Here is a 25810-nt window from a genome sequence, read left to right on the forward strand (position 1 = left end):
CCGCGAAAAGTGAGCGAAAAACGCCGCAAGGCAAACAGGCGGGCGCAGGGCCGCGAAGGCCCTGTGGCACCGTCTTCTTTCATCCGGACTATGACCGTCGGCTCCGGCATTGGACCGGATCTGCTGACCCCCGGCCGTGGGCCGGAGCGCTCGCGGGCTCGTGCTTGCGCACCTACCGCCGGTGGGGAGTTGCACCCCGCCCTGAAGACGTTTGTGTACCGGCGAACCGGCGTGGCCAGTGTACCAGCCCGGGCTGAACGGGGCTGGATGCCACAGCTGTGACGGCCGTCGCTCGCAATTTGTAAAACTTTCATTAAAATTCGCAGCGGACGACATGAGGTCGCCCACGGGTAGCCGAGAGGGCTGGCCCGCCAATGGACTGAAATTCACAGGAATTCCCATGCGCAAGATGCTGATCGTGGCCGCCCTGCTGGCCGCTGCCCCGTTCTCGGCCTCGGCCGACGCCCTCAGCTACACCTACGTCGAAGGCGGTTGGACGCAGGTCAAGGTTGACGACAACGCACTGGACGACCCGAAGGTCGACGGCGGCTACCTGCGTGGTTCCGTGGCGATCGCCGAACAGGTCCATGTGTTCGGTGGTTGGACCTACGCCAGCAAGTCGTACAACTACGACTACGGCTCCTACAAGCTGAAGCTGAACCAGCCGGAGCTGGGCATCGGCTACCACATGCCGTGGACCGACCGCGTCGACTTTACCGCTGACGCCGCCTGGGTCCGTCAGCAGGCCGAAATCACCGTCAACTCCGATTTCTACGGTCGCCTGCGCAACAAGGACCACACCAACCTGGGCCGCGTCACCATGGGCATCCGTGGCAAGCCGTCGCGCATGACCGAAGGTTGGGTCAAGGCCGGTTACATGGACGGCGGCAACAACTTCAAGGGCACCTGGGTCGGCACCGTCGGCGGCCAGATCAACTTCACCAAGACCTGGGGTCTGGTGGGCGAGATCTCCGGCTACCGCGACGTCACCCAGTACTCGGCCGGCGTCCGCGCCAGCTTCTGATCCAACGATCGCTCCTCGTCGTGCGATCGAACGGGCCCCGCAAGGGGCCCGTTTTTTGTCCGCTGCACACCGTCACCTGGCTGCATCGCGCCGTCGAAAGTGTGGGTAGATGCGCTAGGCTTGCGCGCCTCTGGAACAGTAAAACACCGTCATGAAGACCCCCACCCGTACCCTTCTGGCCAGCGTGCTGCTGTGCGCCCCGCTGATTGCCAGCGCTGCACCGGCCCAACTGGCACCCGAGCAGGCCTTCGACCTGTATGCGCGCGTGCTGCTGGAGGACGATGCCACCGCCACGCGCACGCTCAACGACGCACTGAAGCCGGCGTTCGAGGGCCAGGACGCGGTGACCCCCAACCCGGGTGCGCTGGCCAAGGCATTGGCCGAACCGTGGCAGGTCGTGCTTGCCAGCACCGGCGCCAAGGCCGACGCGGCCGCCACCGAAGCGCTGTATGCCAAGGCCCTGCGTGATTCGAAGTGCCGCGCGACCAAGAGCGTGATCGAAGACAACGAATACGTTGAAGACCAGAAGCTGGCGCGGATCACCTACAGCTGCCAGCTGCCCGACCTGGGCAAGGTCCGCCCGCTGTTCGCCGCCAGCCTGGCCGACGATGCCAGCCCGGCCTCGCGCAAGCAGTTCACCGATGCCTATGCCCAGGCACTGCAGAGTGGCGCACGCGTGCCGGTCAGCGGCACCTTCACCCTGTACCCGGCCAAGGACAACGGCTACTGGTACAGCGGCAACTTCGATGACCTGGTGGGCACCGTAGCCGGTGCGCTGGCACCGTTCGAGGACTGGATACAGGACGCGCAGGCGGCCAACGCGCCAAAAGTGACCGGCGTACCCGGCTGCGACCTGCTGCTGCAGCAGCACCGCGCCTGCGTGGCGAAGATCGCGCCCGACCAGATCAGCGGCGTGGACGCGATGGCCGAGGAACTGAAGGCCAAGGCGCAGGTGAAGTCAGCCGATGAGATGACGCAGGAGTGCAAGGCGCTGCGCCCGATCGCCGAGATGATGTGGACCGACGAATGCGCATAAGCGCGAGCTAGAGCCGGGTCCACGCCAGGCTGCTCGTTACCTGCGGCAACGGCGAGCGCACTTTCAGAACCGTTGCATGGCCCTGAGCGACCTGCATGGTCAATGCTGTTGCCCTCTTCCACCCGGGGCAACCGCATGAAACACCGCATGACGTCGACCGCGATCATGGTGCTGGCGCTGATGGCGTCCTGGCAGGCCGAGGCGTCCAGGTTCAAAGCCACGAAGATCATCGTCGTCCAACCCTCGGTCGCCTTCGAGTCAACGCAGCTGAGCGACAGGCACCTGGATGCGTGGATGAGCGAGGATGATCACTGCCGCGACTTCCTGATGTACCACGATCAATGTGCCGTGCTGGTACTACCGGATGAGTACGACGACGGTTTTACGCGTCGCCGGTTGCGGTTCAAGGCGAGGCAACTGCCGGGCGAGGCGCTCGGCGCGTACTGCCGCGACCTGCATGTGCTGTGGAAGCAGCAGTGGAAGGGCCAATGCCCCGTTGGCGAAGAAGACGACGAAGCGGCCTGACGCCATGGGCGTAGCCCCTGCTCTGCGTCATTCCTTCATGGGCGTAGCCCCTGCTCTGCGTCATTCCTTCATGGGCGCAGCAGCAGCCTGTTGTCCTCGCCGACCTGGCGCTGGTCAACCACGCGCAGGCGACGCTGCTGGTCCATGGCATCAATGCCGAGGCCAGCCAGCAGCGGGCGTCCGTTGTCGCCCAGCAGCGTGGGGGCCTGATAAAGCAGAAGCTCATCGACCCAGCCGCCGCGCAGCAGCGCACCGGCCAGCGTGGCGCCGGCTTCGGTGTGCACTTCGTTGATGCCGCGCTCGGCCAACAACGCCAGCACCGCGCCCAGATCCAACCGCCCCTCTGCGCTGGGCACGCTGGCGAATTCGGCGTCGGCCGCATCCGGCGCGCTCACCGCCGCATCGTGCAGGTACAGCGTCGGGGCCCCGCCTTCGCGCACGCGGCTGCATTCGAGCGAACGCAGGCGCGAATCGAGCACCACGCGCAGCGGTGGCATCACCTCGGTATCGGCCAGGCGCACGGTCAGCATCGGGTCGTCGGCAATCACGGTGTCGGCGCCGGTCAGGATTGCACCCGCACGTGCGCGCCAGCGCTGCACGTCTTCGCGCGCGGCCGGCCCGGTAATCCACTTGGAGCTGCCATCGGCCATCGCGGTGCGGCCATCGAGGCTGGCGGCCAGCTTCACCCGCAGCCATGGGCGGTTGCGCTCCACGCGCGACAGGTAACCCTTGTTGAGCTCGCGCGCCTGTGCCGCCATCAGCCCTTCGGCGACGTCGATGCCGGCATTGCGCAGCAGATCGAAGCCACCGCCATCGACCTTGGGGAACGGATCGCGCATCGCCGCGACCACGCGCGACACGCCCGCTTCGATCAGTGCCAGCGCACACGGCGGCGTGCGCCCGTAGTGGGCGCAGGGCTCCAGGGTGACGTAGGCGGTGGCACCGCGGGCCTCGCTGCCGGCCTCGCGCAGCGCGAACACTTCCGCATGCGGGCCACCGGCGCGCTGGTGCCAGCCCTGCCCGACCACGCGTTCGCCATGGGCGATGACGCAGCCGACCATCGGGTTGGGACGGGTGGTGTAGGCAGCGCGCACGGCCAGGCGCAGCGCGTTGGCCATGTGCAGGTGATCGAGGATGGAGAAAAGGGTGGTCATGCGGCCATGGTAACGCCGCCGGTGTGGATGCACGCCATCGGTAGATCCACGCCATGCGTGGATGGACACCTGCGTGCCAACCAAGATTGGCGCCTACCAGATCATGGGCGCCTCCGTGCCACCACAGCGGTGTCGGTCAGCCTTTCTTTTTCTTGGTCAGGGCAATCACATCGCCCAGCAGCTGCAGCTGTTCGGTACTGGCCGGCAGCTCGCGCTCGAGCTTCTCGATCTCCTCGCGGAAATCGGCCACGTCCTCGAAGCTGCGGTACACCGAAGCGAAGCGCACGTAGCCCACGTGGTCGAGCTTGCGCAGTTCGTTCATGACGAACTCGCCAACCTTGATCGAGGGCACTTCGCGCTCGCCGCTGATACGCAGCTGGTGCACCACCGCACGTACCGCTGCTTCGATCTTTTCTTCGGGCACCGCGCGCTTCTGCAGCGCGCGATCGAACCCCGCGCGGACCTTGCGCTGGTCGAACGCTTCACGGGTGCCATCGCTCTTGACGATGGCCGGCAGCTTCAGCTCGACCGTTTCCAGGGTGCTGAAGCGCTCGCCGCAGGCTTCGCATTCCCGCCGACGGCGAATCGTCGCGCCGTCTTCAGAGACGCGCGAGTCGATGACCCGGGTATCGGCATGTTGGCAGAAGGGGCAATGCATGGAACGCCTGGCTCAGGGAGCAATTGCCACGGTCATGGCAGCGTCGCAAAGGTACCTGAGAAAGGGCGCCGCAGCAAATGCTGCCTGCGCGGAAGCGCCTGCATTCTGGCTACCCAGCGTGTCAGGCGAGTTCGAGCGTGTCAGGCGAGTTCGAGCGTGTCAGGCGAGTTCGGATGCCCGGCTCAACCGGGTGCGGGTGGCGGCGATGCCATGCGTGCCCAGCGCAGCCACGCCAAGTGCCCGGACATCACCAGTAGCGGCGGGCCAAACCCGAGGAAGCCCAATGTCGAGATCTCGCCATTGCTGATCGTGGAGTACAGCGTGGCGACGACCACGCCCGACGCGGCCAAGCCACCCAACGCCAGGCCGACCCAGGCCATAACCGGTGATTGGCGAAGGCCGGCAACACCGCGCCACAGGAACAGCCCGCTCAGCCACAGCCACGACAGCAGGCCGATGATGCCGGCCGACGACCACAGCAGCAACAGCGTGTACTCGTCGCCCGTCAGGTACTTGCCGTCCCATACGGCCATCAGCCCCAGCACGGCACCCGTGCCGCCTGCCGCCACGGTGGGCAGGCCCACCAGCAGGCCGGCGATCGCCATCCAGCGCTTGTGCAGGCGCTCATCCATGCGTTCGATGTCCTTCCATGGGCCACGTCATGCCCGGCGCTTGATCCACACCAGCATCGCAGCCGGCACCAGCATCGACGGGCCCAACAGCAGCAGGGCGATGCCTTCGGCGTGGACGGTGCTGCTCCACCACAGCGCCAGCCCCAGCGGGGGCACGGCGGCAAGACCGCCGGCCAGCAGCATCCACCACCAGAGGCGATGCACGTGCAGCCCGGCACGCCCCTGCAGCAGATACCCGGCGCTGAGCCACAACCAAGCCAGGCAGCCGGCAATGCCGGCCAGGCCCCACAGCGGCATCACGGTCACCGCAGCCAGCGTGCCATGGCCGAACTGGCCCAGCCCCGTCAGCAGCAGCATCAGTGCGGCAACGCCGCCGGCCACCAGGCTGGGCAGGCCGAACAGCACGGCCAGGGTGGCGTACAGGTACTTGAGGCGGCGCTCATCCATGCGCGATCGCTGCAATGCCGGGGTCAGAGCCCTTCCCTGCGGGAAGGGGTCCGACCCCAACCCGATCAGCCGTAGACCGGGTACTTGCGGCACTGCGCGCTGACGGCGTCGCGCACGCGGGCGATGACGGCGTCGTCGTTCGGTGCATCGAGCACGTCGGCAATCCAGTTGGCCAGGTCCACGCAGTCCTGTTCGACGTAACCACGGGTGGTCACCGCCGGGGTACCCAGGCGCAGGCCCGAGGTCACGAACGGCGAACGCGGGTCGTTCGGCACCGAGTTCTTGTTGACGGTGATGTGGGCCTTGCCCAGCGCGGCTTCCGCGTCCTTGCCGGACACGTCCTTGCCGATCATGTCCACCAGCATGAGGTGGTTCTGGGTGCCGCCGGAGACGATCTTGTAGCCGCGCGCGATGAGCGTGTTGGCCATCGCCTGGGCGTTCTTCACCACCTGCTGCTGGTAGGTCCTGAAGGCCGGTTCCAGCGCTTCCTTGAAGGCCACAGCCTTGCCGGCGATGACGTGCATGAGCGGACCGCCCTGGATGCCCGGGAACACGATCGACTGCAGCTTCTTGACCAGGTCTTCGTCGGCGCCCTTGGCGATGATGATGCCGCCACGCGGGCCGCGCAGGGTCTTGTGGGTGGTGGAGGTCACCACGTGGGCGTGCTCGAGCGGGCTCGGGTAGACGCCAGCGGCGACCAGGCCGGCCACGTGGGCCATGTCCACGAACAGGTAGGCACCGACCTTGTCGGCGATGGCGCGGAAGCGCGCCCAATCGATCACCTGCGAATAGGCCGAGAAGCCGGCAACGACCATCTTCGGCTTGTGCTCCAGGGCCAGGCGCTCGACTTCGTCGTAATCGATCAGGCCTTGGTCGTTCACGCCGTACTGCACGGCGTTGAACAGCTTGCCCGAGGCATTCACCTTGGCACCGTGGGTGAGGTGGCCGCCGTGGGCCAGGCTCATGCCGAGGATGGTGTCACCCGGCTGCAGCAGGGCGAAGTACACGGCCTGGTTGGCCTGCGAGCCGCTGTGCGGCTGCACGTTGGCGTAGTCGGCACCAAACAGCTGCTTGAGGCGGTCGATCGCCAGCTGCTCGGCAATGTCCACGTATTCGCAGCCGCCGTAGTAGCGCTTGCCCGGGTAGCCTTCGGCGTACTTGTTGGTCAGCTGGCTGCCCTGGGCTTCCATCACCGCCGGGCTGGTGTAGTTCTCGCTGGCGATCAGCTCGACGTGGTCTTCCTGGCGCTGGGTTTCAGCGGCAATGGCCTTGGCCAGTTCGGGATCGTAGGATTCGATGCGGACGTCACGCGGGAACATCGGGTACTCCAGCAGGCAGGGAAAGGGGTACGGCTCAGCCCCTGATTGTAGCCCCGCACCGGCCCGCCGGGGCCGAAAAGGACGGGGCCGGCACTCCCGAAAGAATCCGGCCCCGTGCATGCCAGTGGATCCACGCCATGCGTGGACGTGGCCGCCGGCTCAGCGGCTGTTGATGATGTAGTCGGCGATGATGCCGGTTGCCACCGCCACCAGCAGCATGTTGCCGCGGTCGTCGCGGATCCAGTGGTGCCCATGCGGCGGGCGGCGCAGGTGGTAGCGCGGGTAGTCGTTCACCACGTAGATCGGGCCACGGTAGTAGTCGCGGTAGCGGTGGCCGACCTTCCAGCCGTAGCCCGGGCCATAGGCCGGTCGATAGACCACGCGCGGCGGCGGTGCCGGGCGGTAGTAGCGGTCATGGTCGCGGTGCCAGTCGCGGCGGTCGCGTTCCCAGTCGCGCCGGGCCTCGCGGCGGTCGCGTTCCCAGTCACGGCGGTCCTGTCGCCACTCGCGGCGGTCCTCGCGCCACTCGCGGCGGTCGTGGCCACGGCGGTGGTCGTTGTCGGCGAAGGCGGGAGCCACGGCACCGAGCGCCAGCACAGAGGCCACGGCGCTGGCCATTACTCGATTGATGCGCATGTCAGACCTCTGTTTGGGTGGTGGTGGTGAGCCCATATTGCGCAACCGATCTGAACCGTTTCCGGCTGGAAACGCTTCCCGCTGCAGGACTGTGACGGAGTATTCAGGCCACGGCCAGCCGGCGCCCCTGCGCCGGGCGCGGCCCGGAACCGGTTCCGGCTATAATTGGCGGTATTCCATTCCAGTCTGTGCCCGCTGCCGCAACGGGATGTTCCCGTGACGGGTCGGGTGCAGGGCCGCGCCTACGGAGACCTCATGTCGTCGCAATACATCTACACCATGAACCGCGTGTCCAAGGTGGTCCCGCCCAAGCGGCAGATCATCAAGGACATCTCGCTGTCCTTCTTCCCGGGTGCCAAGATCGGCCTGCTGGGCCTGAACGGCGCCGGCAAGTCCACCGTGCTGAAGATCATGGCCGGCGTGGACACCGATTTCGAGGGCGAGGCCCGCCCGCAGCCGGGCATCAAGGTCGGCTACCTGGCGCAGGAACCGGAACTGGACCCGAACAAGACCGTGCGCGAGTCGGTCGAGGAAGGCGTGGGCGAAGTGCTGCAGGCGCAGGCTGCGCTGGAAGCGGTGTATGCCGCCTACGCCGAGGAAGGTGCCGACTTCGACGCGCTGGCCAAGGAGCAGGAGCGCCTGGAGGCGATCCTGGCCGCCGGTGATGCGCATACCCTGGAAAACCAGCTGGACGTGGCCGCCGATGCGCTCCGCCTGCCGCCGTGGGATGCCAAGATCGCCAACCTGTCCGGTGGTGAAAAGCGCCGCGTGGCGCTGTGCCGCCTGCTGCTGCAGAAGCCGGACATGCTGCTGCTGGACGAACCGACCAACCACCTCGACGCCGAGTCGGTGGAATGGCTGGAACAGTTCCTGGCGCGCTACACCGGCACCGTGGTGGCCGTTACCCACGATCGCTACTTCCTGGACAACGCCGCCGAGTGGATCCTGGAACTGGACCGCGGCCGCGGCATTCCGTGGAAGGGCAACTACACCGAATGGCTGGTGCAGAAGGATGAGCGCCTGAAGCAGGAAGAAAACCAGGAAAAGGCCCGCCAGAAGGCGATCCAGAAGGAACTGGAGTGGTCGCGCCAGAACGCCAAGGGCGGCCGTTCCAAGGGCAAGGCCCGTCTGGCCCGCCTGGAAGAGCTGCAGTCGCAGGATTACCAGAAGCGCAACGAGACCAACGAAATCTTCATTCCGCCGGGCGAGCGCCTGGGCAACATGGTGATGGAGTTCAAGAACGTCTCCAAGAAGTTCGGCGACCGCCTGCTGATCGACAACCTCTCGATGCTGATTCCGCCGGGCGCGATCGTCGGCATCATCGGCCCGAACGGCGCCGGCAAGTCGACCCTGTTCAAGATGATCACCGGCCAGGAAAAGCCGGATTCGGGCGAGATCGTGATCGGCCCGACCGTGCAGCTGTCCTACGTGGACCAGAGCCGCGACAAGCTGGAAGGCAACCACAACGTCTTCCAGGAAATCGCCGGCGGCCTGGACATCCTCAACATCAACGGCATCGAGATCCAGTCGCGCGCCTACATCGGCCGCTTCAACTTCAAGGGCCAGGACCAGCAGAAGATGGTCGGTTCGCTGTCCGGTGGTGAGCGTGGCCGCCTGCACATGGCCAAGACCCTGCTGCAGGGTGGCAATGTGCTGCTGCTGGACGAACCGTCCAACGACCTGGACATCGAAACGCTGCGTGCGCTGGAAGATGCGCTGCTGGAGTTCCCGGGCAACACCTTCGTGATTTCGCACGACCGCTGGTTCCTGGACCGCATCGCCACGCACATCATCGCTTTCGAAGGCGACTCGCACGTGGAGTTCTTCCAGGGCAACTACCGCGAGTATGAGGAAGACAAGAAGCGCCGCATGGGCGACGACGCTGCGCCGAAGCGCCTGCGCTTCAAGGCGCTGAAGTAAGCCCTGCCGCAGAAAACGAAAGGCCGCGCTCGCGCGGCCTTTCGTCTTTCAGGCGTTCCTGACGCCCGCTTTCCGGGCGTTTTCGCTGGCCGCGATTCAACCGTTGATGAACGCGGGCGCCTCAAGCGGGCTTGAATCCCTGTCGTAATCGGACTTTGCAATTCGTTGTATGTTTCCGCGCGCCCACATCGGTTTTCCTACGCCCCGATTCATCCCCCAACGTAGGAAATTCCAATGAAAGCACTGATCATCACCACGGCAGCCGTGATGCTGTCGGGCACCGCCACGGCCGCGACCACCGACTGGGACGGCTTCTACCTGGGTGCCCAGGCCTCGCATGGCGAGGGGCACAGCAAGGACCGCAGCAACGCCAACGCCTCGGAAAAGAGCGTGCGCGGCTTCACCGGCGGCGTGCAGGGCGGCCGTCGCTGGCAGTTCGACAACAGCATCGTGGTCGGCGTTGAAGGCACGCTGTCGTTCGGCAACGTCACCCGTGACTGGAAGGATCGCGAACAGCACCAGTACAGCCCGTACTACGGCGAAGACGCGCTGACCCGTTCGGGCACCCTCGATGTAACGCTGGGCCGTGCGATGGGCCGCTGGCTGCCTTATGTGGGCGCGGGCGTGACCGTGGCCCAGCAGGAATTCACGCTGGGCTGCGACAAGTCGCTGGTGGAGGCCACCAACGGCTGCCGCGTGGCCGAGTTCGAGACCCGCGCCTCGCACCTTTCCACCGGCGCCCACGCCACCGCAGGCGTGCTGTACCGCTTCAACGAGCGCCTCTCGGCCGGTGCCGAATACCGCTACACCCACCTGGGTTCCAGCCCGGTGACCTTGGAAGACCCCAACTACCCCGCTGCGGCGCGTCGCAGCTTCCATACCGACTACAGCAGCGTTACGCTGAAGTTGAACTACCACTTCTAACCGCCTGGCGACGTACCCGCAGGTCCCCCGGGGCGGCAGGGCGCGCAGGCATGAGAGATCTGCGATGTCCCTGTTCGAGCGCCTGTTCCAGCTGCAGCAGCACGGCACCACCGTGCGCACCGAGCTGCTGGCCGGTGTCACCACCTTCCTGACGATGTCCTACATCGTCTTCGTGAACCCCGAGATCCTCGGCACCACCGGCATGGACGCCGGCGCGGTGTTCGTGGCCACCTGCCTGGCTGCTGCACTGGGTTCGGCGGTGATGGCGCTGGCCGCCAACTTCCCGGTCGGCATGGCACCAGGCATGGGCCTGAACGCGTTCTTCGCCTTCACCGTGGTTGGTGCTGCCGGCCTGCCGTGGCAGCAGGCGCTGGCGGCGGTGTTCATCTCCGGCCTGGTGTTCCTGGTGCTGTCACTGACCGGCGTTCGGGCATGGCTGGTATCGGGCATTCCTTCGTCGCTGCGCTCGGCCATCGTGGCCGGCATCGGCCTGTTCCTGGCGATCATCGCGCTGCAGAAATCCGGCGTGATTGTCGGCAATGAAGATACGCTGGTGGCACTGGGACCGTTGAACACGGCGCCGCCGCTGCTGGCACTGGCCGGCTTCCTGCTGATCGCGGTGCTGGAAGCGCGCCGCGTGCGTGGTGCGATCCTGATCGGCATCCTGGCCGTGACCGGCGCGGGCTGGGCGTTGGGCGACGTGCAGTACCAGGGCCTGGTTTCGCTGCCACCGAGTCTGGCACCGACCTTCCTGCAGCTGGACCTGCCGGGCCTGCTGCACCATGACGGCGGCGCACCGATCGCCGTGCTGCTGCAGGTGGTGCTGGTGTTCGTGCTGGTGGAAGTGTTCGATGCCACCGGCACGCTGTACGGCGTGGTCGGCCGCGCCGGCCTGCTGAAGCTGCCCGGCGCGCAGAAGCGTTTCGGCCGCGCGCTGCTGGCCGACAGCACCGCGATTGTTGCAGGCTCGATGCTCGGCACCAGCAGCACCACTGCCTTCGCTGAAAGCGCCTCGGGCGTACAGGTGGGCGGCCGCACCGGCCTGACCGCATTGGTGGTGTCGGCACTGTTCCTGGCCGCGCTGCTGTTCTCGCCGCTGGCGTCGATGGTGCCCAGCTATGCCACCGCACCGGCGCTGCTGTTCGTGGCCGGCCTGATGCTGCGCGAACTGGTGGAAGTGGACTGGAGCGACCTGACCGAATCGGTGCCGGCGGCCCTGTGTGCGCTGGCGATGCCGTTCACTTATTCGATTGCCAACGGTCTGGCGTTCGGCTTCATCGCCTATGCCGCGCTGAAGGCCGGCACCGGGCGCTGGCGCGAAGTGCATCCGGCAGTCTGGCTGGTGGCGGTGCTGTTCACCCTGCGCTACGCGCTGGAATGATGCCTGGCTGAGGGTCGGAGCCCATTGCCGTGCAATGGGATCCGACCCCGCAGGACTGCTGCTACCAGCGCGGCTGCAGGCGGCCGTCGGCGCCGAAACGCCAGCGTCCTTCGGCCCAACCCACGCCGAACAGGGCCAGCATCTGCGAGTAATAGGCCGGTGCATCGGCGCGTTGCTGCTCGGCGCTGGGCAAGCTGGCCCGCAGCGACTGCGCGCGCTCCGCTTCGCCCTGCGCGATCAGATAGGGCAGCAGGGCCGCGCGGAATCCGTAGTTGCCTTCGCCCTGCCCCTGGCCACTGCGGGTGTCGATCTTTTCCCACATCGGTGCACCACTGCGCAGGCGCTGCAGCGGTCCGGACAGCGCCGCCAGCTGCGCGCGGAACAACGGATCGCGCGATGCGGTCATGCCTGCCCAGGTGTAGCAGCGGATGGCGTCGTAGCCGCCGACCGCACCGCGCACCGGATCGACGACGAAGCGATCGCCTTTCCACGCCGCCCAGTCCGGTGCGAACCCGTGCGGGCTGCTCTGCTGCAGCAACTGCACGCTGTTGCGCGCCAGCGCCTGCCACGGCCCGCTGCGATCCTCCGCCGCAAAGCGGCGCAGCAGCGGCAGTGGCAGATAGCTGGGGTTGACCCGCGTGGCGTCCCCTTCAATGAACCCCTGTGGGCCTGGCAACAGCATTGGGCCGAGCCCGGGCAGATCCACGATCTCGCGCGCCCGCACCTGCACCAGCATGCCCTCCGCGATGGCCTTCAGCGCCGGACGGCGCCACAGCCGCGCGCCTTCCAGCAGCGCGTAGGCCAGCCAGAGATCGGAGTCCGAGGCCGGGTTGTCGTCCAGCACCCGCCAGGCGCCGGCGTCATCGCGTCCCCACCGCCAAGCCGGCAGGCGCTTGCCCATGTCGCCACCGGCAAGGTTGTCCTGGGTCCAGCCCAGGATGCGGTCGAACAGCGCCTGGTCGTTGTCGACCAGGGCGAAGAACAAGGCATAGGACTGGCCTTCGGAGGTGCTGCGCTGATCGTCCTGGCTGCGATCGATCATGCGCCCGTCGCGGCTCAGGCTGCTGTCGAGCAGTACCTGCCACGCCGGCCAGCGCGGGGCGGGCGCGGCCTGCACACGGCACACGCCGAGCAGCGGCAGCGTGGCGACCGCCTGCAGCAGGCGCCGTCGCCGCAGGTCAGCGGAATTCGCCATACGGCACCAGTGGTGATACGGGCAGCGGCAGGTTTCCCTGCCAGGGCTTGAAGGTGTAGCGCAGGTAGAGCTGGAACGAATTCGGCGAGAAATCGCGGCTGCGCTGGAGGGTGCCGGCAGCGCCCAGCACGAAGTGGTCGCCGAGGCGGCGTTCCACCGCGCCGTACAGGCGGTACCCGGTGCCCGTGCTGCTGCTGTCACCGGTGTACAGGCCGGCCTCGTCCAGCCGCAGCGGGCCGTACTGCGGCTCAAGCTGTGCAATCACGCGCTCGATCAAGGCCTGGTCGGGGAAACGGCTGATCGACGAGGTACGCGCACTGGACACACTGACCGAGCCATCCAGGCGCACCGACCACACGTCGTTGCGCCAGGCAAAGCTGACCGGCAGGCTCAGCGATGCATAGCGCTGCGGGCTGTAGTAGCCGCCCTGGCCCAGCGAGTAGCCGCCCAGGTCCTTCTGGTAGCGCCAGTACATCGCGGTGGTACCCACATCCAGCCGCATGTCGGGGCGCTGGATCAGCTTGTGGTACCAGCCCACCATCGCGCGTGCGCGGGTGTTGTCGACCACGTTGTGCCCGGTCAGCCGATGCCAGCTCCAGTTCGACCACACGCCATCGCGGCCGCCCTGGTCGTAGCCGAGGCTGAAGGTCACGCCGTTGGCGGTGACGCCGCCCCAGCTGATGCCGCTGCGCGGATCAACCGCACCGGCCTGCGACAGCAGCGAATTGGTCATCGGCCGCCGCGACAGCGTGGCGCCCCAGCCGAAGCGCCCGAGGTCGCCATTGAGGGTGACACCGCCAAGCCAGTTGCCGACCACGTAGTTGGACGGGGTGTGGCCGATATCGACGTTCCAGCGGTCATCCAGGGTGCGCCAGCCGACGGCGAAGCCGGCACCGGAGGTGCGCCGCTGGTGCACGAAGCGGGTGCAGCCCGGTGCGCGCAGGCGGCTGTCGTCGGCCTGCAGCAGATCCAGGTCACAGCTGCCGAAATCCTCGTCGTAGGCGCCGCTCTCATCGGTCTGGAAGCGGCCCGCATCGAAGCTGACCTGCTCGATGCGCGCCCAGCCCAGGCCACCGGCGAATGGCGCGTCCAGATGCGCGATGCGGGTATCGCGCGACAGCCGCGAAATGCCCGGCGTGCCATCGCTGCGGCGACCGGTGTCCTGCATCACCGTCAGGGTGGGATTCTCCTGCTGGTACAGGGTTTCCACATCGCTGCGCAGGCTGCGCCGCAACCAGTCATCGCCGGCTGTCTCGCGGCTGGCCAGGGTCAACGCGCGGTTGTCGCGCGGCGTGACCTGGCCGGGAGCCAACACGCCGTTGTCGGCCATCGCCTGCGCGTACATGTCCAGCGCCTGCTGCGGATCATCGCGGCGCACCAGCCGTGCCGCATCACGCCAGGACTGTGCGTCGGGCCCGGTCTTGCGCGCAAGCAACGCGCGCAGGATCGCCAGGGCCTTCGTGTCCTCGCGCAGGTTGGTCCAGATGGTGGCGAGCTGACGCTGCTGGCCGATCTCGTCATCGTCTACTGCCGGCGGTGCGTCGTGCATCTGGCGGCGTGCGCTGGCCAGATCGCCGGTGCCAATCCAGGCCTGGACCTGGCCCAGCTGCGCATCCACATTGTCCGGCTGTGCGGCAAGCACGCGCTGGTAGTAGTGCAGCGCCTGCGCGTGATCGCCGCGCAGGCGCGCCCACTCGGCCATCAGCAGATCATTGTCGGTGCTGGGCGGTTGCTGCTGCAGCAGCGCGATGGCTTCGGCCTCCCTGCCCTGCGCACGCAGATCCCACAGATGATCGACCAGCTGCTGCCGCTGCAGGCGCGCCGACAGCGCGCGGATGTCGTCGTTCCACTTCGCCTGCGGCAGCGCGTCGAGTACCGCCAGCGCCTGCGGCAGCCGATCGGATCCCGACAGGTAGAGCGCCTGCGCGTAGCGCGCTTCGGCGCTGTCGTTATGCGTGGCCATGTCGGCCACCGCCGCGTCGGCCTCGTCCTGCCGGCCAGCGGCGCGCAGCTCGTTGGCCAGCGCATAGGCCAGCCATGCATCGCCCGGCAGTTCGCCGCGCAGCTTCTGTCCCAGCATGATCGCGGTGGTCGCATCACCGGCAGCCAGCGCCTGCTCGCGACGCTCACGCAGGCGGCTGATCTGGAGCTGGCGCAGGTCTTCGGCATACAACCTGCGTTGCGCAGCGGGCAATGCGTTGATGAAGGCTTCCAGCCGCTGCGGGTCGGTGCGGCCGTACAGCTGCACCAGCTTGCGGATCACGTTGGCATCGTTGGGCGCCATCCGCCGCGCAACCTGCAGCTGGCGTTCGGCTGCGGCGTCGTCACCGCGGGCCACGGCCACGTCGACCAGGCCCAGTGCAGCATTGACGTCGCGGGGCTGCTGGCGATGCGCCTGCGCATAGAGGCGCTCGGCCTCGTCCAGCCGGCCGGCCGCCAGCGCCGCATCGGCCTGGTCCAGCTGCAGCCAGTAGCGGGTGCTGGCGATCAGGTCGCGCCACTTGTCGTTGCTGTCGCCGGCCGGGGTGGCCTGCACCGCACGCTGGAAATAGCTGATGGCCTGCTCGCGGCGGCCCTGGCGCATCAGCGCCATGCCCAGCCCCCCCAACAGGTCGGGCTCGCGCGGATAGCCGCGCAACGCCTGCAGCAAAGCGCGCTCGGCCTCTGCATTGCGGCCTGCGTCGAGCAGCTGCTGGCCGCGCAGGCCGGCGCGCCACGCCGGGTCGCTGACCCGCTTGTGCTGGTCGATGTAGCGCTCGCGCACCAACGCGATGTCGGCAAACGCTGGGTTGCGGGTGATGAAGTCCTGCAGCCGGCGCACGCTGCGGTCGTCGGCCGGCTGATCCTTCAGGTAGGCCCATTCGGCGTCCGCCGCCATGCCGCGGGCCTCCGGATTACGCCCCATGCGCTGCAGCGCGGCGAGCGCCTCTGCATCGCGGCCGGCAGCGAACAGCATCTGCGACAGCGCCTGCAGCAATGGCACATTGCCCGGATAACTGCGGTCCAGTTCGCCCAGCGCACGGATCGCCTGTGCACGCCCATCCGCCTGGCCGCCGCGCAGGCGCCAGTACTCCAGGCCCAGCTGCAGGCCGGGTGGATCATCGTTGAACAGGCGGCGGTAGATCGCCAGCGCTTCGGCGCTGCGGCCACCGGCAGCGAACAGGCGCGCCTGCTGCAGATCCTGCTGCAGATCACCGCGGTAGGCCCTCCAGAGGCGTTCGCCGGCGGCCAGTTCACGGGTACCTGTACCGATCTCGCGCAGGCGCTTCAGGGTCGCCTCGGCATCCTGCAGCTTCTGTTGCGAGAGCTGCACTTCCAGGATCGCCACCAAGGTGCCGCGATCATCCGGTGCCAGCATGCGCAGCCGCGCCAGGGCGTCTTCGATCAGGCTCTGGCGACCGGTGGCCTCACCGATGCGCACCTGCTGCAACAGCCACTGGCGCTGCTCGGCGACGGTTCCGCCCGGCGTATCGGGCAAGGCCTGCGCCGCGCAGGGCCCGGCACCGGCCAGTCCCAACAGGACGAGGCCGGACGCGGTGACCAGCGGATGCCGCGTACGTGCCATCAGTGCCCCGGGTCCAGGCGCTTGGCCGCGACCCAGCGCAGCGCGCGCCACAGCAGGAAGGCGACCATCAGCACCACCAGCGTGGCCAGCACCGCCAGCAGCGCCGGGTGGTCGGCCAGGTGGTACCACAGCAGCAGCCACCACGGCAGCGCGCCAACGTAGTAGTGATCACCGACGAACTGGCTGTGAATGCCCGAGGTACGCAGGATCGCCACCGATCCGGCGATGGCTTCGCGCTTGCCGGTATCGCTGAGTGCATCGTGGAGCAGGCCGTAGTCGGCGGCATTGCTGGCGGCCAGCGAAACGATGCTGCGCTGCGCATGCGTCGGTGACTGCATGCCGATGATCGCGGCAAACGGTGCCTGCGCGCTCACTGCCACTTCGGTCACCGCTGGATCGCCATCGCGGCTGCCACGGCGGGCCTGTTCCATCGCCTGCTGCGGCGATGGCGACTGGCCATTGAGCAGGCGCGTGCGCTGGTCGTCGATCAGCAGCGACAGCTGCTGGCTACCGCGCAGTTCGGCCGGCAGGGCGCCCAGCATCAGCAGGTCCGCATCCAGCGCGCTGGCCTGCTTCCAGTCATCGGACAGGCGCAGCCCATAGGCCGGATAGCCGCTCTGCACGCCCAGCCCACCGATCAGGTTCAGCAGCAGGCTGACCTGTGCCTCGTTGGCTTGGGGCGGCACCAGCACGACAGTCTCCGACAGATCGGCCATGCGGGTGAAGGGGAATCCACTGAGCGCGAACGCGGACAGGTCCGGCAGGCCCATGTAGTGATGGAATCCGGAGAAGTCGATGGTCGAGTCGTCTTCGATCGCTGCCTGCAGGTTGGGCGGCAGCACGGTCTGGCAATGATCGCGCTGCGCACTGCCCATCACGCTGGCAAAGTTGAAATCGAAACGCAGCTGGTTGCGGTCGCCCAGTTTGAGCGCCGGAATCAGCAGGCGACCGTCATCGGCACCGGCATCGCCGGCCAGCACCGGCAAGCGGATTTCCTCCAGGCCCTGCTTGCCGTTGCGGCGCACCAGCGGGAAGCTGGAGATGAACTGGTCGTTGATCGCCACGCCCAGCCGCGACTCATCGCTGCCAAACGGCGGCGTGTAGCGGTAGCGCAGGTTCAGCGGAATACCCTGGTTGCGCCAGATGAACAGATCCGGCGGCAGGTTGAGGTTGACCGTGATCGGCTGCGGCGACACGCCGTTGGCGTGCAGTTGTTGCGGATAGTCGAGCAGTTCAGCCAAGCGGACGGCGCGGTCGGTGCGCACCCAGTTCGGTGCGTCGTACGGCTTGCGCGGGGCCAGCGGCTTGACCTCATCGACACTGACCTGGCGGCCGCGGAACAGCACGTTGCCGGCCGCCATCGCAGCCACGGCCTTCTGCAGGTCGTCATCGTTGCGGCCCAGCACCAGCAGCAGCTTTCGCTGCGGATCCTCCGGCAGCGACATCAGTTCGATCATCGGGCCGTTCACCGGAGCATGGTTGGCGATCACGGGCGGGAACCTGCCGTTGACCGCCAGCACCACCGCGTGGCCCTTGTCCGGCAGCGTGCCGAAGCTGACCGGGAAACGTGCCTGGCGCCACCAGCCGGAAAGGCTGCCGAAGTACGAGGACATCACCGCCGCCGCCCGCTGCTGTGCCAGGCTCGGCGCAGCGGCGAACACCACTGGCAGTTCCAGCCGTGCTGTATCACGCGGATCGAAGAACGGCAGCGGGAAGTTGGCCAGGTCGTCCTGCATCGCCAGCGGCTGGCCGCCCAGGCGCAGCGTGCTGTTGCTCGAGAGATTGACCCACAGCGAGCTGTGCGTCGGCTCTTCGCAGATGTCGGTGTAGTGGCCGACGAACTCCAGGCGGACCTGGTTGAAATCAGCAATCAGGCGCGCGTCCAGCGGTAGCTTGGCCTGCACCGGGCGGCCCAGCTGCTCGTTGCTGATCGGCACCACGCCCATCATCGCGTCGTTGAGATAGACCCGCAGGTGCGACAGGGTCGGCAGCAGCGACGGTGAAGGCGTGAAGCTCAGATCCAGCTCGGCATCGCGGACCAGGCGGTCACGGCGGACCTGGAACTCGAAGGTGGTGGCATTGCGCACGCCCGACAGCAGCGTGTCCTGGCGGCGCCCCAGCTGCGCGAAGGTGTTCTGCCGCTGCCAGGGCCAGGCGCTGCCCGCCCAGGTCTGCGCCAGCGCGGGCTCGGTACCGGTGGCAGGCGTGGTGGCTGGCGCGGCCGGCACCCCCGGCGCCGGCGGCGCGGCAGGCGCGGTAGTGGGAGGGACAACCGGCGCCGGGGCAGGCGCGCTGTTGCCTGACGCCACGGGCAGGGCCAGCAGGGGCAGCAGCAGCCAACGCAGAGAGGACGGACGGGTCATGGACGAAGCCCTGGATCAGCGGCTGGGTCAGCCGGGTGGGAAGGAAGCGGACGTTGCGGAGCAAAACTGGCCAGCCATCGCAGCAGGCGACGGTTCCAATGTGCGGGGCGGTCGAGGTCGAACGGTGCGAAATCACCCATCCGCCGGTAGCCGCGCCAGCCCAGGACCAGCACGCTCCACAGGCTGCGCGGCAGGCTCTTGGGCTGGTAACCGGCGTGCCAGTCAAGCCAGGCATCGGCGCGGGCGAAGGTGCATTGGGCGAACTCGACGCGCTGGCGCTCGTCCTCGAACAGCAGCAGCAGGCCCAGTCGCTGGCCGACCGTGCGTTGCACGCGCGCCGGGAATGCGAACTCGCGGCGACCCCGCCCCAGCAGCACCTGCACGCGCTGGCCTTCAACCAGCTGTGCGTCTTCGCCGAGTTCGACGCCCACGCCATCGTTGGAGTAATCCTGCAGCACGCCGCGCAGGCGGCGGCCATCGGGCACCTGCAGCGCCATCGGCAGACGGGTGGTGACGCGATGCGTGCGTCGCACCTGCTGCACTTCGGCCGCCACCGCCAGCGCACCGCCGATGATCAGCAGGTTGTACAGCACCCACAGCGAACTCACGATCACCGTGCCACGTTCGTCAAGTGGGCCGTGCACGAAGCGCCACACGGCAAAGCACAGGCCCAGCACGTTCAGCAGCGCCAGCACCAGGTAGGGCTGCGCCACGCGCCAGTCGAAACGATCGCCGGCCTGGGTGCCGCCCTTGTCGGTGACGTTGAACTTGCCGCGGCCCGGACTGAACAGCGCCACGGTGGTGGGCCGTGCGATGTACCAGGCCAGCACCGTCTCGTACACCTCACCCCAGAACGGACGCCGGTACTTGCCCTGGATGCGTGCGTTGGTCAGGCTGGCGTGGGCCATGTGCGGTACCACGAACAACAGGATGGCCAGCGCCGGTGCGTAGATGATGTACACATGCAGCAGCAGGAACGCCAGCGGCGCAGTGAGGAACACCAGGCGCGGAATGCCAGCCAGGAAATGCAGCATCGCGTTGGCGTAGCAGAAGCGCTGGAACAGGCTCAGGCCCTTGCCCAGCAACGGGTTGTCGATGCGGAAGATCTGCACCATGCCACGCGCCCAGCGGATGCGCTGGTTGACGTGCGCGCCGAGGCTGTCGGTGGCCAGGCCGGCCGCCTGCGGAATGCGCAGGTAGGCCGAGTTCCAGCCCTTGCGGTGCAGCCGCAGCGCGGTGTGCGCATCCTCGGTGACGGTCTCGGTGGCAAACCCGCCGATGGCATCGATGGCTTCGCGCCGCAGCACCGCGCAGGAGCCGCAGAAGAACGCCGCGTTCCACAGGTCGTTGCCGTCCTGCACCAGGCCGTAGAACAGCTCGCCTTCGTTGGGATCGCTGCGGAACACCTGCAGGTTGCGTTCGAATGGATCGGCCGAGAAGAAGTGGTGCGGGGTCTGCACCAGCGCCAGTTTGGGATCACGCAGGAACCAGCCGCAGGTGATCTGCAGGAACGACCGCACCGGCAGGTGGTCGCTGTCGAAGATGGCCACCAGCTCGCCATCGATCAGGGTCAACGCATGGTTGAGGTTGCCGGCCTTGGCATGGCGGTTGTCGGCACGGGTGATGTAGTTGACCCCGGTGCGCTCGGCGAATGCGCGAAATTCTTCGCGCTTGCCATCATCAAGGATGTGGATGCGCAGCTTGTCGGCCGGCCAGTCCAGGCCCATCGCCGCGTACACGGTGTGCCGCACCAGCGCCAGGTCTTCGTTGTAGGTGGGGATCAGCACATCCACCGTCGGCCACTGGCGGATATCGGCCGGCAACGGCGCCGGGCGGCGCCGCAGCGGCCAGGCCACCTGCACGTAACCGAGCATCAGCACGAGCCACGAATAGGTTTCCGCCGCCAGCAGCACCACGCCACAGACCAGGTCGAAGGTGCTGTTCCAGTTCAACGTGGCCGTATAGCGCCACCACAGGTACCGGCAGGACACGGTGATCGACAGCACGACCAGCACCAGCGTCGCATAGCGCCCCTGCATGCGCCGCACCAGCAGCGCGATGGCCCACAGCAGCACCACGAACACGAACTGCGCCAGATAGGTGAACGGCTGGGTGATGCACAGCGCCGCCAGCCCCAGCGTGGCCAACCCGACCAGCAGGGTCAGCAGGTGCCGCGAACGCGGCGACAGGCTGCCCATCTTCCGGCCGAACCATGCCGCCACGCGGCTGTTCCAGAATTCACTGGGTGCATCGCGCATGGCGCGCAGGTAGCGCAGGCGGCCGCGACCGGCCGCACCGCGCAGTTCGGCAATGCGTTCGCGACGGGCCCGGGCCAACCGTTGCCGCCTCAGCGAGGGCTGCGGTACCAACCGCACCACCGACAGCCACATGGCCTGGATCAACAACCGCAGTGGATCGCCCGGGCGCCAGCGGCGGTCGCCCTGGATCTGCGGGAAGGCGTTGCGCAGGCGCGGGGCCTGTGCCTGCCATGCCGGCCCTTCCAGGCGCAGCAACGCCCAGCCCACGCACTGCAGCAGCCACAGCAGCGAGCGGGTTGGCCAAGGCGCATGCACGCGTTCGCGCAGGCGCCCCCAGTCCAGGTAGTAGACGCGGGCGCCCATCAGCGTGTCCCCGCAACGGGCTGGCGCCGTGCGGCCTCGGCCAGGCACCACAGCACCAGGCCATCGACATCGGCGGCGGCCAGCGAATCGGTCGCATAGCGCCCCAGTGGCTGCTTGCTGGCCAGCGCGGAGGGCACCCGCGCATCCTCGTGCAGCGGCTGCGGCACCAGCCGCGGGCCGTGCGCGTGAAGCCACAGCTGCATCAGATCGCGCTGCACCGGGACGACCGGGTCATAGCGGTTGGCCAGCAACAGGCGTGTGTCCTCCGGCTGCCGCTGCAGGAACACGTGGCTGACCGGATCGACACAGGCCAGGCGCAGCGGCAGCGTGCAGCGCACGTGCTGGTTGATGGCCGCTGCATGCGCCGGCAGGCGCTGCGGCAGGTCGAACAGGATCCAGTCGAACTGGGTCTCCAGCAGCGGAATGCGTTCGGCCCAGGTGCCCGGTGCCTGTTGCAGCTGCTGTTCGATGCGCATTGCGGCCTCGCTATCGACGCGACCATAGGGCAGCACCGCAAGTCCTGCTGCAACGGCGTAGGCGGCATCACGCCAGTCCGTGCCGTCCAGCTGCGCGCGCCCCCAACCGTTGTCCACGTCGGCAGGCAGCCCCAGGTGCAGGCCGAGCATCTGGTCCGGACTGCATTCGACCAGCAGGACGCGCTGGCCCTGCGCGTGCAAGCCCTGGCCGAGTGCGGCCAGCACCGTGGTGACACCGGTTCCGCCATGGATGCCCTGCAGCGACAGCACGGTGCTCATCGGCGCGGCTCCAGTTCGGCCAGCAACGGCCAGCGCGCCAGCGCCTGGGCACGCTCATGCTGGGCAGAGAAGTCCACGTAGGGCAGCCCCGGCATGCCCAGGCTGCGGCGCAGCAGGTCGATATCGTCCTCTTCCACGGACAGCGTCACCGGTACGGCAAGGATGTCGGCAGGCATCAGCGTGCCTCCTCGGGGTAGGGACTCCAGGCCTGGCTGCCCTGCAGCTGCAGCCAGGGCTTGCCGGCGTACTCGATGACCTTGGCGCCTTCGTTTTCCGACACCGACGGTGTCTGCGGCAGCCCCTTCAGCAGGCTGTCCCAGTTGCGCTCGCTCGGCGGCGACTGGGCATTGAGCGCGTACACGCGCGAAACCAACTCGGACACGGCAAGGTAGCTGCTCGGTTCGGGGACATGACGCGGGCCGCCGGCCGCCGGCGCGCCCATGCCGATCAGCTTCACGCCCACCGGCACGTGGGTGATCGACGGGCTGGGAATCTCGCGCATGCCCGGAATCTGCATGCGGTCGCCATGCAGGGCCGCGCCATGCTCGGGTACCACCACGATCATCGCGCGGCGGCCACTCTTCTCCACCGCATCGACGAAACCGGCCATGTCGCCCAACACCATTTCCGCACGTGCCTTGTAGTCGGCGGCATTCGAACGGCCATCGGCGCCGACGATGCGGTTGCCATCGTGCAGCGAAATCGTGTTGTAGAACAGCGCCACCTGCTGGCTGGACCCGGCCAGCCGCTGTTTCCACCACGCCATCAGCACATCGCCATCGCGGCGCAGCGGCGACTTGTCGAACGCCACCAGCGCTTTAGGAAACGCGCTGATATCCATCGGCTGTGCCTGCAGCCCGCCGTACTGGTGCAGTTCACCGATGAAGTCGTCGAAGTGACCGTCGTGGTTCATCGCCAGCTGGCTCTGGAAGCCCAGACGCTGCAGGTTCGAGAACAGCTGGCACTCGGCCGGCACCGGATCGAACAGCCCGGTATGCGAGGTCTGGCCACAGCTGGCGCGCAGCAGGCGGATCGCCGCCGGGCCGCTGTAGGCGGTTGCCGAGTTGAAGTCGTCGAACACCACGTCCATGTGGTCGAGCAGATTGTTCTGGCGCAGCCCCACTTCATCCAGATCGCTCCATGCCAGCGAGCAGATGTTGAGGATGATGACGTCGAACGGCGCGCCGCTGCCCGGTGCCGGGAAGCTGGTCTTGAGGCTGGCCTGCTGCTGGTAGAAGCCGGCCAGCCATGCGTTGAGCGTATCGTTGTTGGCCGGCGGCAGGCCGCCACCTGAAGTGCCTGCGACGCTGGTGGTGGCCGCGGTGGCGGTACCCTGCCCCCAGTTCCAACCCGCCGGCATCGGTATCGCCATCACAGCCAGGCCAAGCATGCCCAGCACGCTCAGAGTGGTGATGCGCAGCCACGGCTTGAGCAGTACGTAGGCCAGCACCAGCATCGCCAGTACCGCCACCATCTGCCAGTTGATGAAGCGCTGGGCCAGCTCGAGCCAGTAATCCGCCGAGAAGTCCAGCACGCCAGGTTGCACCAACAGGCGCCGGAACGGCGGCCACCAGGTGTCCTGGTAGTACAGCGCCACGCCCACCGGTACCGCAGCGACAGTACGCGCGATGCGTGCCCAGCGCCAGCGCAGTGGAACCAGCAGCGCGCCCAGGAACAGCAGGTTGGGCAGGATCTTCAGATCCAGCGCGCCCATCCAGGCCAGTACCACCTTGGACAGGAAATACAGGTTCCAGCCGCGCAGGTCGGCCCAGGCGAAGGGCGATGCGGGAGCCACCTGCGGACTCATGCAGCCCCCCGCGGCGCACGCAGGCGTACACCGGCGCGGCGCAGGTGGCGAGGGGGCAGCCAGCGCGCGGCACGGCGGCGCAGCGCACGCCACAGCGTACCGAGCATTGCACCGAAGGGAACCATCACGAGCGCACAGGCGACGATCAGGGTCCAGAGTTGCTGGTCGGTGGTCATGCGCGATCTCCCAGTCGCAGCGGCTTCGGGACAGTGAAAACAGGCGCCTCCAGCGCCGGGGCCACCGGTGGCAGGGCGGCGGGCGCTTCGGGCAGGACCTCGGCCTCCGGATCGCTGCTGCCGGCGTTCATCGCTGCAATGTCGTATTCGGCCAGACGCTGGTAGCCATCGAACAGCTCCCGCCAGGGTAGGCGGAACAGATTGCCCAGGGCCTGTTCGACCGCATCACGCCGGCACCCGAACAGGAACAGGCGCACCTGCCCGCGGTAGACACAGGCCAGATCGCCTTGGCGGCGGATGCGCAGCTGCTGCAACGTCTGCTCGGCGCGCAGGCCGGCCACCGGCTGCAACGCCAGCACGGCGCTTTCCACTGCGCTGCCGTCCTGGTCGATGCGTTCGCCGGCGATCTGGCGGAAGCGTGCGGCGTTGACCAGGCCGCTTACCGGTGGCGGCCGATGCGCACGGATCAGTGGCTCCGGATCGTCAGCCAGCTGGCCCTGCCAACGCTGACGCTGCACGGTTTCCAGCAGGGTCAGCAGGCGCGGCAACGGCGTGGCTGACGGCACTACCAGGCTGCAGCCGCACTGCATCAGCAGCCGCTCATCAGCGTAGCGCAGGCAGGGCTGCAGCTCGCGCACCACCAGTTTCAGTGCATTGCCACGTTCCCGGCGCAAGCGGTGCAGCAGTCGGGCCAGTGCATCCACCTTGGCGTTCTCGTCGATGGCCAGCACTACGGTGGCCTCGCGCGCCTGCAGCGCGGCCGGCAACAATCCAGCCCAGCCGTCATACAGGTGCCAGGCTGCCGACAGTGGCGGCGCACCGTCCAGTACTTCGGTCTGGGCCAGGAAGACATCGCGATCACTGCCACTGGTGGCATCGACCCCAGTCCCGGCGGCATCGGCCTCGGCCAGATGGCGCAGCCCGCGGCTTTCCTGCTCGACGCCGAACGATCGCTGGGCCACCACGCCATGGCTGTTGGACCAGTAGTGCAGCAGCAGCTGCAGGGCACCACGATGCGGATGCAACTGGGCCACACCGGCGCAGCTCCGGTTCAATGACAACAGGCGCGGGGCCAGGGTCGCCACTTCGCCATGGCACAGCAACAGCAGCACCTGCTGCGCCTGCCCGGCCCAGTCCTGCAGCTGCTGGCACCAGCGCGCCAGCCGGGCATCATCCCAGCCGTCCAGCGCCGCCACCGGGAACTGCACCACGCTGAGCCGGGTGCGCACCGAGGCGGTGCGCGGCAGATCGCCGGTCAGCCCGCGCAGCGCCTGCTGCATGCCGTGATGCGACCGCTGGAACAGCCGCAGGCGGGCCGGCCCCTGATCGGCCGGCAGCAGCGTCAGCATCGATTCGGCCCCCCGCCCCAGCGTGACCAGCACGGCCTCATCCAGTGCGTCGGCCGTGGCCAGCACACCGGCACCGAGCAGATCCGTCGGCGCGCTGCCCGCGGCAACGACCCAATACAGGCCCCCGCTGCGCATCTCCACCAGTTCGGTGGGCAGTCCGGCAATGGCAAGGTGTGGTGCTGGCACGCCGAATCCTTTCATTGCCCCTCACCCAGGCCGACGGCCCGGCAGCGGGGGCGCTGCAGTGGAGAAGGGATCATTTCCATGACGCACATCACATTCATGTGTCTGTACGGCAATGATAGCCCTGATCTTCACGTCTG

General features: G+C 67.7%; 21 protein-coding genes and 1 riboswitch. Of the genes, 6 read left to right on the forward strand and 15 right to left on the reverse strand.

The genetic code is table 11. The features are described from left to right. Positions 1–67: 67 nt before the first annotated feature. Positions 68–213: riboswitch (FMN riboswitch) on the reverse strand. A gap of 187 nt (positions 214–400) precedes the next feature. The 3 genes from BN1263_RS08065 (at position 401) to BN1263_RS08075 (ending at position 2585) form a co-directional block, all read left to right on the forward strand. Further along, a complete protein-coding gene (locus BN1263_RS08065) occupies positions 401–1024 on the forward strand; it encodes a hypothetical protein (RefSeq protein WP_058980443.1) in 624 nt (207 codons plus the stop codon). A 151-nt stretch (positions 1025–1175) separates the two neighbouring features. Then, on the forward strand, positions 1176–2060 hold the full coding sequence (locus BN1263_RS08070) for a hypothetical protein (protein WP_058980444.1): 885 nt from the start codon (positions 1176–1178) through the stop codon (positions 2058–2060). Between the two features lie 147 nt (positions 2061–2207). Then, on the forward strand, positions 2208–2585 hold the full coding sequence (locus BN1263_RS08075) for a hypothetical protein (RefSeq protein WP_080398788.1): 378 nt from the start codon (positions 2208–2210) through the stop codon (positions 2583–2585). 68 nt (positions 2586–2653) lie between these two features. Here BN1263_RS08075 and ribD read toward each other — a convergent pair whose 3' ends face one another. The 6 genes from ribD to BN1263_RS08105 all read right to left on the reverse strand — a co-directional run bounded on the left by ribD (position 2654) and on the right by BN1263_RS08105 (position 7431). Next, on the reverse strand, positions 2654–3739 hold the full coding sequence (gene ribD, locus BN1263_RS08080) for a bifunctional diaminohydroxyphosphoribosylaminopyrimidine deaminase/5-amino-6-(5-phosphoribosylamino)uracil reductase RibD (RefSeq protein WP_058980445.1): 1086 nt from the start codon (positions 3737–3739) through the stop codon (positions 2654–2656). A 136-nt stretch (positions 3740–3875) separates the two neighbouring features. Beyond that, positions 3876–4397, reverse strand: a complete 522-nt coding sequence (gene nrdR / locus BN1263_RS08085) for a transcriptional regulator NrdR (RefSeq protein WP_019661036.1) — start codon at positions 4395–4397, stop codon at positions 3876–3878. A 182-nt stretch (positions 4398–4579) separates the two neighbouring features. Then, positions 4580–5029 carry a hypothetical protein gene (locus BN1263_RS08090; protein WP_021204335.1) on the reverse strand — a complete coding sequence of 150 codons (450 nt, stop codon included), beginning with the start codon at positions 5027–5029 and terminating at the stop codon, positions 4580–4582. A 27-nt stretch (positions 5030–5056) separates the two neighbouring features. Then, a complete protein-coding gene (locus tag BN1263_RS08095) occupies positions 5057–5476 on the reverse strand; it encodes a hypothetical protein (RefSeq protein WP_058980446.1) in 420 nt (139 codons plus the stop codon). 65 nt (positions 5477–5541) lie between these two features. Beyond that, complete coding sequence (gene glyA, locus BN1263_RS08100) at positions 5542–6795, reverse strand: serine hydroxymethyltransferase (RefSeq protein WP_019661033.1); 1254 nt, start codon at positions 6793–6795, stop codon at positions 5542–5544. A gap of 159 nt (positions 6796–6954) precedes the next feature. After that, the gene (locus BN1263_RS08105) at positions 6955–7431 is read right to left on the reverse strand and encodes an RcnB family protein (RefSeq protein WP_019661032.1); all 477 of its coding nucleotides are present in this window, start codon (positions 7429–7431) and stop codon (positions 6955–6957) included. Positions 7432–7686: 255 nt separating this feature from the next. Here BN1263_RS08105 and ettA point away from each other — a divergent pair, with 255 nt between their 5' ends. The 3 genes from ettA (at position 7687) to BN1263_RS08120 (ending at position 11656) form a co-directional block, all read left to right on the forward strand. Further along, positions 7687–9351, forward strand: a complete 1665-nt coding sequence (gene ettA / locus BN1263_RS08110) for an energy-dependent translational throttle protein EttA (RefSeq protein WP_005415249.1) — start codon at positions 7687–7689, stop codon at positions 9349–9351. A 234-nt stretch (positions 9352–9585) separates the two neighbouring features. After that, the gene (locus BN1263_RS08115; protein ID WP_058980447.1) at positions 9586–10275 is read left to right on the forward strand and encodes an outer membrane protein; all 690 of its coding nucleotides are present in this window, start codon (positions 9586–9588) and stop codon (positions 10273–10275) included. Between the two features lie 64 nt (positions 10276–10339). Further along, entirely contained in the window at positions 10340–11656 is a 1317-nt protein-coding gene (locus tag BN1263_RS08120) for an NCS2 family permease (protein ID WP_058980448.1), read from the forward strand. A 61-nt stretch (positions 11657–11717) separates the two neighbouring features. Here the strand turns inward: BN1263_RS08120 and bcsZ are convergent, their stop codons facing one another. From bcsZ to BN1263_RS08165, 9 genes are read right to left on the reverse strand one after another with little or no spacing between them, the layout of a single operon-like run. Next, entirely contained in the window at positions 11718–12851 is a 1134-nt protein-coding gene (gene bcsZ / locus BN1263_RS08125) for a cellulose synthase complex periplasmic endoglucanase BcsZ (RefSeq protein WP_058980449.1), read from the reverse strand. Further along, complete coding sequence (gene bcsC, locus BN1263_RS08130) at positions 12835–16416, reverse strand: cellulose synthase complex outer membrane protein BcsC (protein ID WP_058980450.1); 3582 nt, start codon at positions 16414–16416, stop codon at positions 12835–12837. The genes bcsZ and bcsC overlap by 17 nt, the downstream gene beginning before the upstream one ends. After that, the gene (gene bcsB / locus BN1263_RS08135; RefSeq protein ID WP_219634192.1) at positions 16416–18779 is read right to left on the reverse strand and encodes a cellulose biosynthesis cyclic di-GMP-binding regulatory protein BcsB; all 2364 of its coding nucleotides are present in this window, start codon (positions 18777–18779) and stop codon (positions 16416–16418) included. Before bcsB ends, bcsC begins: the two co-directional genes overlap by 1 nt. Beyond that, a complete protein-coding gene (bcsA, locus tag BN1263_RS08140; protein ID WP_058980452.1) occupies positions 18776–21400 on the reverse strand; it encodes a UDP-forming cellulose synthase catalytic subunit in 2625 nt (874 codons plus the stop codon). The genes bcsB and bcsA overlap by 4 nt, the downstream gene beginning before the upstream one ends. After that, positions 21400–22155: a cellulose biosynthesis protein BcsQ gene (gene bcsQ / locus BN1263_RS08145; protein WP_058980453.1), complete on the reverse strand. Its 756-nt coding sequence runs from the start codon at positions 22153–22155 to the stop codon at positions 21400–21402. Before bcsQ ends, bcsA begins: the two co-directional genes overlap by 1 nt. Beyond that, positions 22152–22331 carry a cellulose biosynthesis protein BcsR gene (gene bcsR / locus BN1263_RS08150; RefSeq protein ID WP_021204328.1) on the reverse strand — a complete coding sequence of 60 codons (180 nt, stop codon included), beginning with the start codon at positions 22329–22331 and terminating at the stop codon, positions 22152–22154. Before bcsR ends, bcsQ begins: the two co-directional genes overlap by 4 nt. Then, a complete protein-coding gene (bcsG, locus tag BN1263_RS08155; protein WP_058980454.1) occupies positions 22331–23962 on the reverse strand; it encodes a cellulose biosynthesis protein BcsG in 1632 nt (543 codons plus the stop codon). Before bcsG ends, bcsR begins: the two co-directional genes overlap by 1 nt. Continuing rightward, positions 23959–24138, reverse strand: coding sequence for a cellulose biosynthesis protein BcsF (gene bcsF, locus BN1263_RS08160; protein WP_058980455.1), 180 nt, complete (start codon positions 24136–24138; stop codon positions 23959–23961). Before bcsF ends, bcsG begins: the two co-directional genes overlap by 4 nt. Beyond that, positions 24135–25673 (reverse strand): BcsE family c-di-GMP-binding protein, encoded by a 1539-nt coding sequence (locus BN1263_RS08165; protein WP_058980456.1) that lies wholly within the window; start codon positions 25671–25673, stop codon positions 24135–24137. The genes bcsF and BN1263_RS08165 overlap by 4 nt, the downstream gene beginning before the upstream one ends. Positions 25674–25810: the final 137 nt, after the last annotated feature.

It is taken from the genome of Stenotrophomonas thermophila (genome assembly GCF_001499715.1).
Lineage (GTDB): Bacteria > Pseudomonadota > Gammaproteobacteria > Xanthomonadales > Xanthomonadaceae > Stenotrophomonas > Stenotrophomonas hibiscicola.

What these genes read in the sequence shown, in the direction of transcription:
- BN1263_RS08065 (WP_058980443.1), top strand. Translation starts at nt 401, where the DNA reads ATGCGCAAGATGCTGATCGTGGCCGCCCTGCTGGCCGCTGCCCCGTTC.
- BN1263_RS08070 (WP_058980444.1), top strand. Translation starts at nt 1,176, where the DNA reads ATGAAGACCCCCACCCGTACCCTTCTGGCCAGCGTGCTGCTGTGCGCC.
- BN1263_RS08075 (WP_080398788.1), top strand. Translation starts at nt 2,208, where the DNA reads ATGACGTCGACCGCGATCATGGTGCTGGCGCTGATGGCGTCCTGGCAG.
- ribD (WP_058980445.1), bottom strand. Translation starts at nt 3,739, where the DNA reads ATGACCACCCTTTTCTCCATCCTCGATCACCTGCACATGGCCAACGCG.
- nrdR (WP_019661036.1), bottom strand. Translation starts at nt 4,397, where the DNA reads ATGCATTGCCCCTTCTGCCAACATGCCGATACCCGGGTCATCGACTCG.
- BN1263_RS08090 (WP_021204335.1), bottom strand. Translation starts at nt 5,029, where the DNA reads ATGGATGAGCGCCTGCACAAGCGCTGGATGGCGATCGCCGGCCTGCTG.
- BN1263_RS08095 (WP_058980446.1), bottom strand. Translation starts at nt 5,476, where the DNA reads ATGGATGAGCGCCGCCTCAAGTACCTGTACGCCACCCTGGCCGTGCTG.
- glyA (WP_019661033.1), bottom strand. Translation starts at nt 6,795, where the DNA reads ATGTTCCCGCGTGACGTCCGCATCGAATCCTACGATCCCGAACTGGCC.
- BN1263_RS08105 (WP_019661032.1), bottom strand. Translation starts at nt 7,431, where the DNA reads ATGCGCATCAATCGAGTAATGGCCAGCGCCGTGGCCTCTGTGCTGGCG.
- ettA (WP_005415249.1), top strand. Translation starts at nt 7,687, where the DNA reads ATGTCGTCGCAATACATCTACACCATGAACCGCGTGTCCAAGGTGGTC.
- BN1263_RS08115 (WP_058980447.1), top strand. Translation starts at nt 9,586, where the DNA reads ATGAAAGCACTGATCATCACCACGGCAGCCGTGATGCTGTCGGGCACC.
- BN1263_RS08120 (WP_058980448.1), top strand. Translation starts at nt 10,340, where the DNA reads ATGTCCCTGTTCGAGCGCCTGTTCCAGCTGCAGCAGCACGGCACCACC.
- bcsZ (WP_058980449.1), bottom strand. Translation starts at nt 12,851, where the DNA reads ATGGCGAATTCCGCTGACCTGCGGCGACGGCGCCTGCTGCAGGCGGTC.
- bcsC (WP_058980450.1), bottom strand. Translation starts at nt 16,416, where the DNA reads ATGGCACGTACGCGGCATCCGCTGGTCACCGCGTCCGGCCTCGTCCTG.
- bcsB (WP_219634192.1), bottom strand. Translation starts at nt 18,779, where the DNA reads ATGACCCGTCCGTCCTCTCTGCGTTGGCTGCTGCTGCCCCTGCTGGCC.
- bcsA (WP_058980452.1), bottom strand. Translation starts at nt 21,400, where the DNA reads ATGGGCGCCCGCGTCTACTACCTGGACTGGGGGCGCCTGCGCGAACGC.
- bcsQ (WP_058980453.1), bottom strand. Translation starts at nt 22,155, where the DNA reads ATGAGCACCGTGCTGTCGCTGCAGGGCATCCATGGCGGAACCGGTGTC.
- bcsR (WP_021204328.1), bottom strand. Translation starts at nt 22,331, where the DNA reads ATGCCTGCCGACATCCTTGCCGTACCGGTGACGCTGTCCGTGGAAGAG.
- bcsG (WP_058980454.1), bottom strand. Translation starts at nt 23,962, where the DNA reads ATGAGTCCGCAGGTGGCTCCCGCATCGCCCTTCGCCTGGGCCGACCTG.
- bcsF (WP_058980455.1), bottom strand. Translation starts at nt 24,138, where the DNA reads ATGACCACCGACCAGCAACTCTGGACCCTGATCGTCGCCTGTGCGCTC.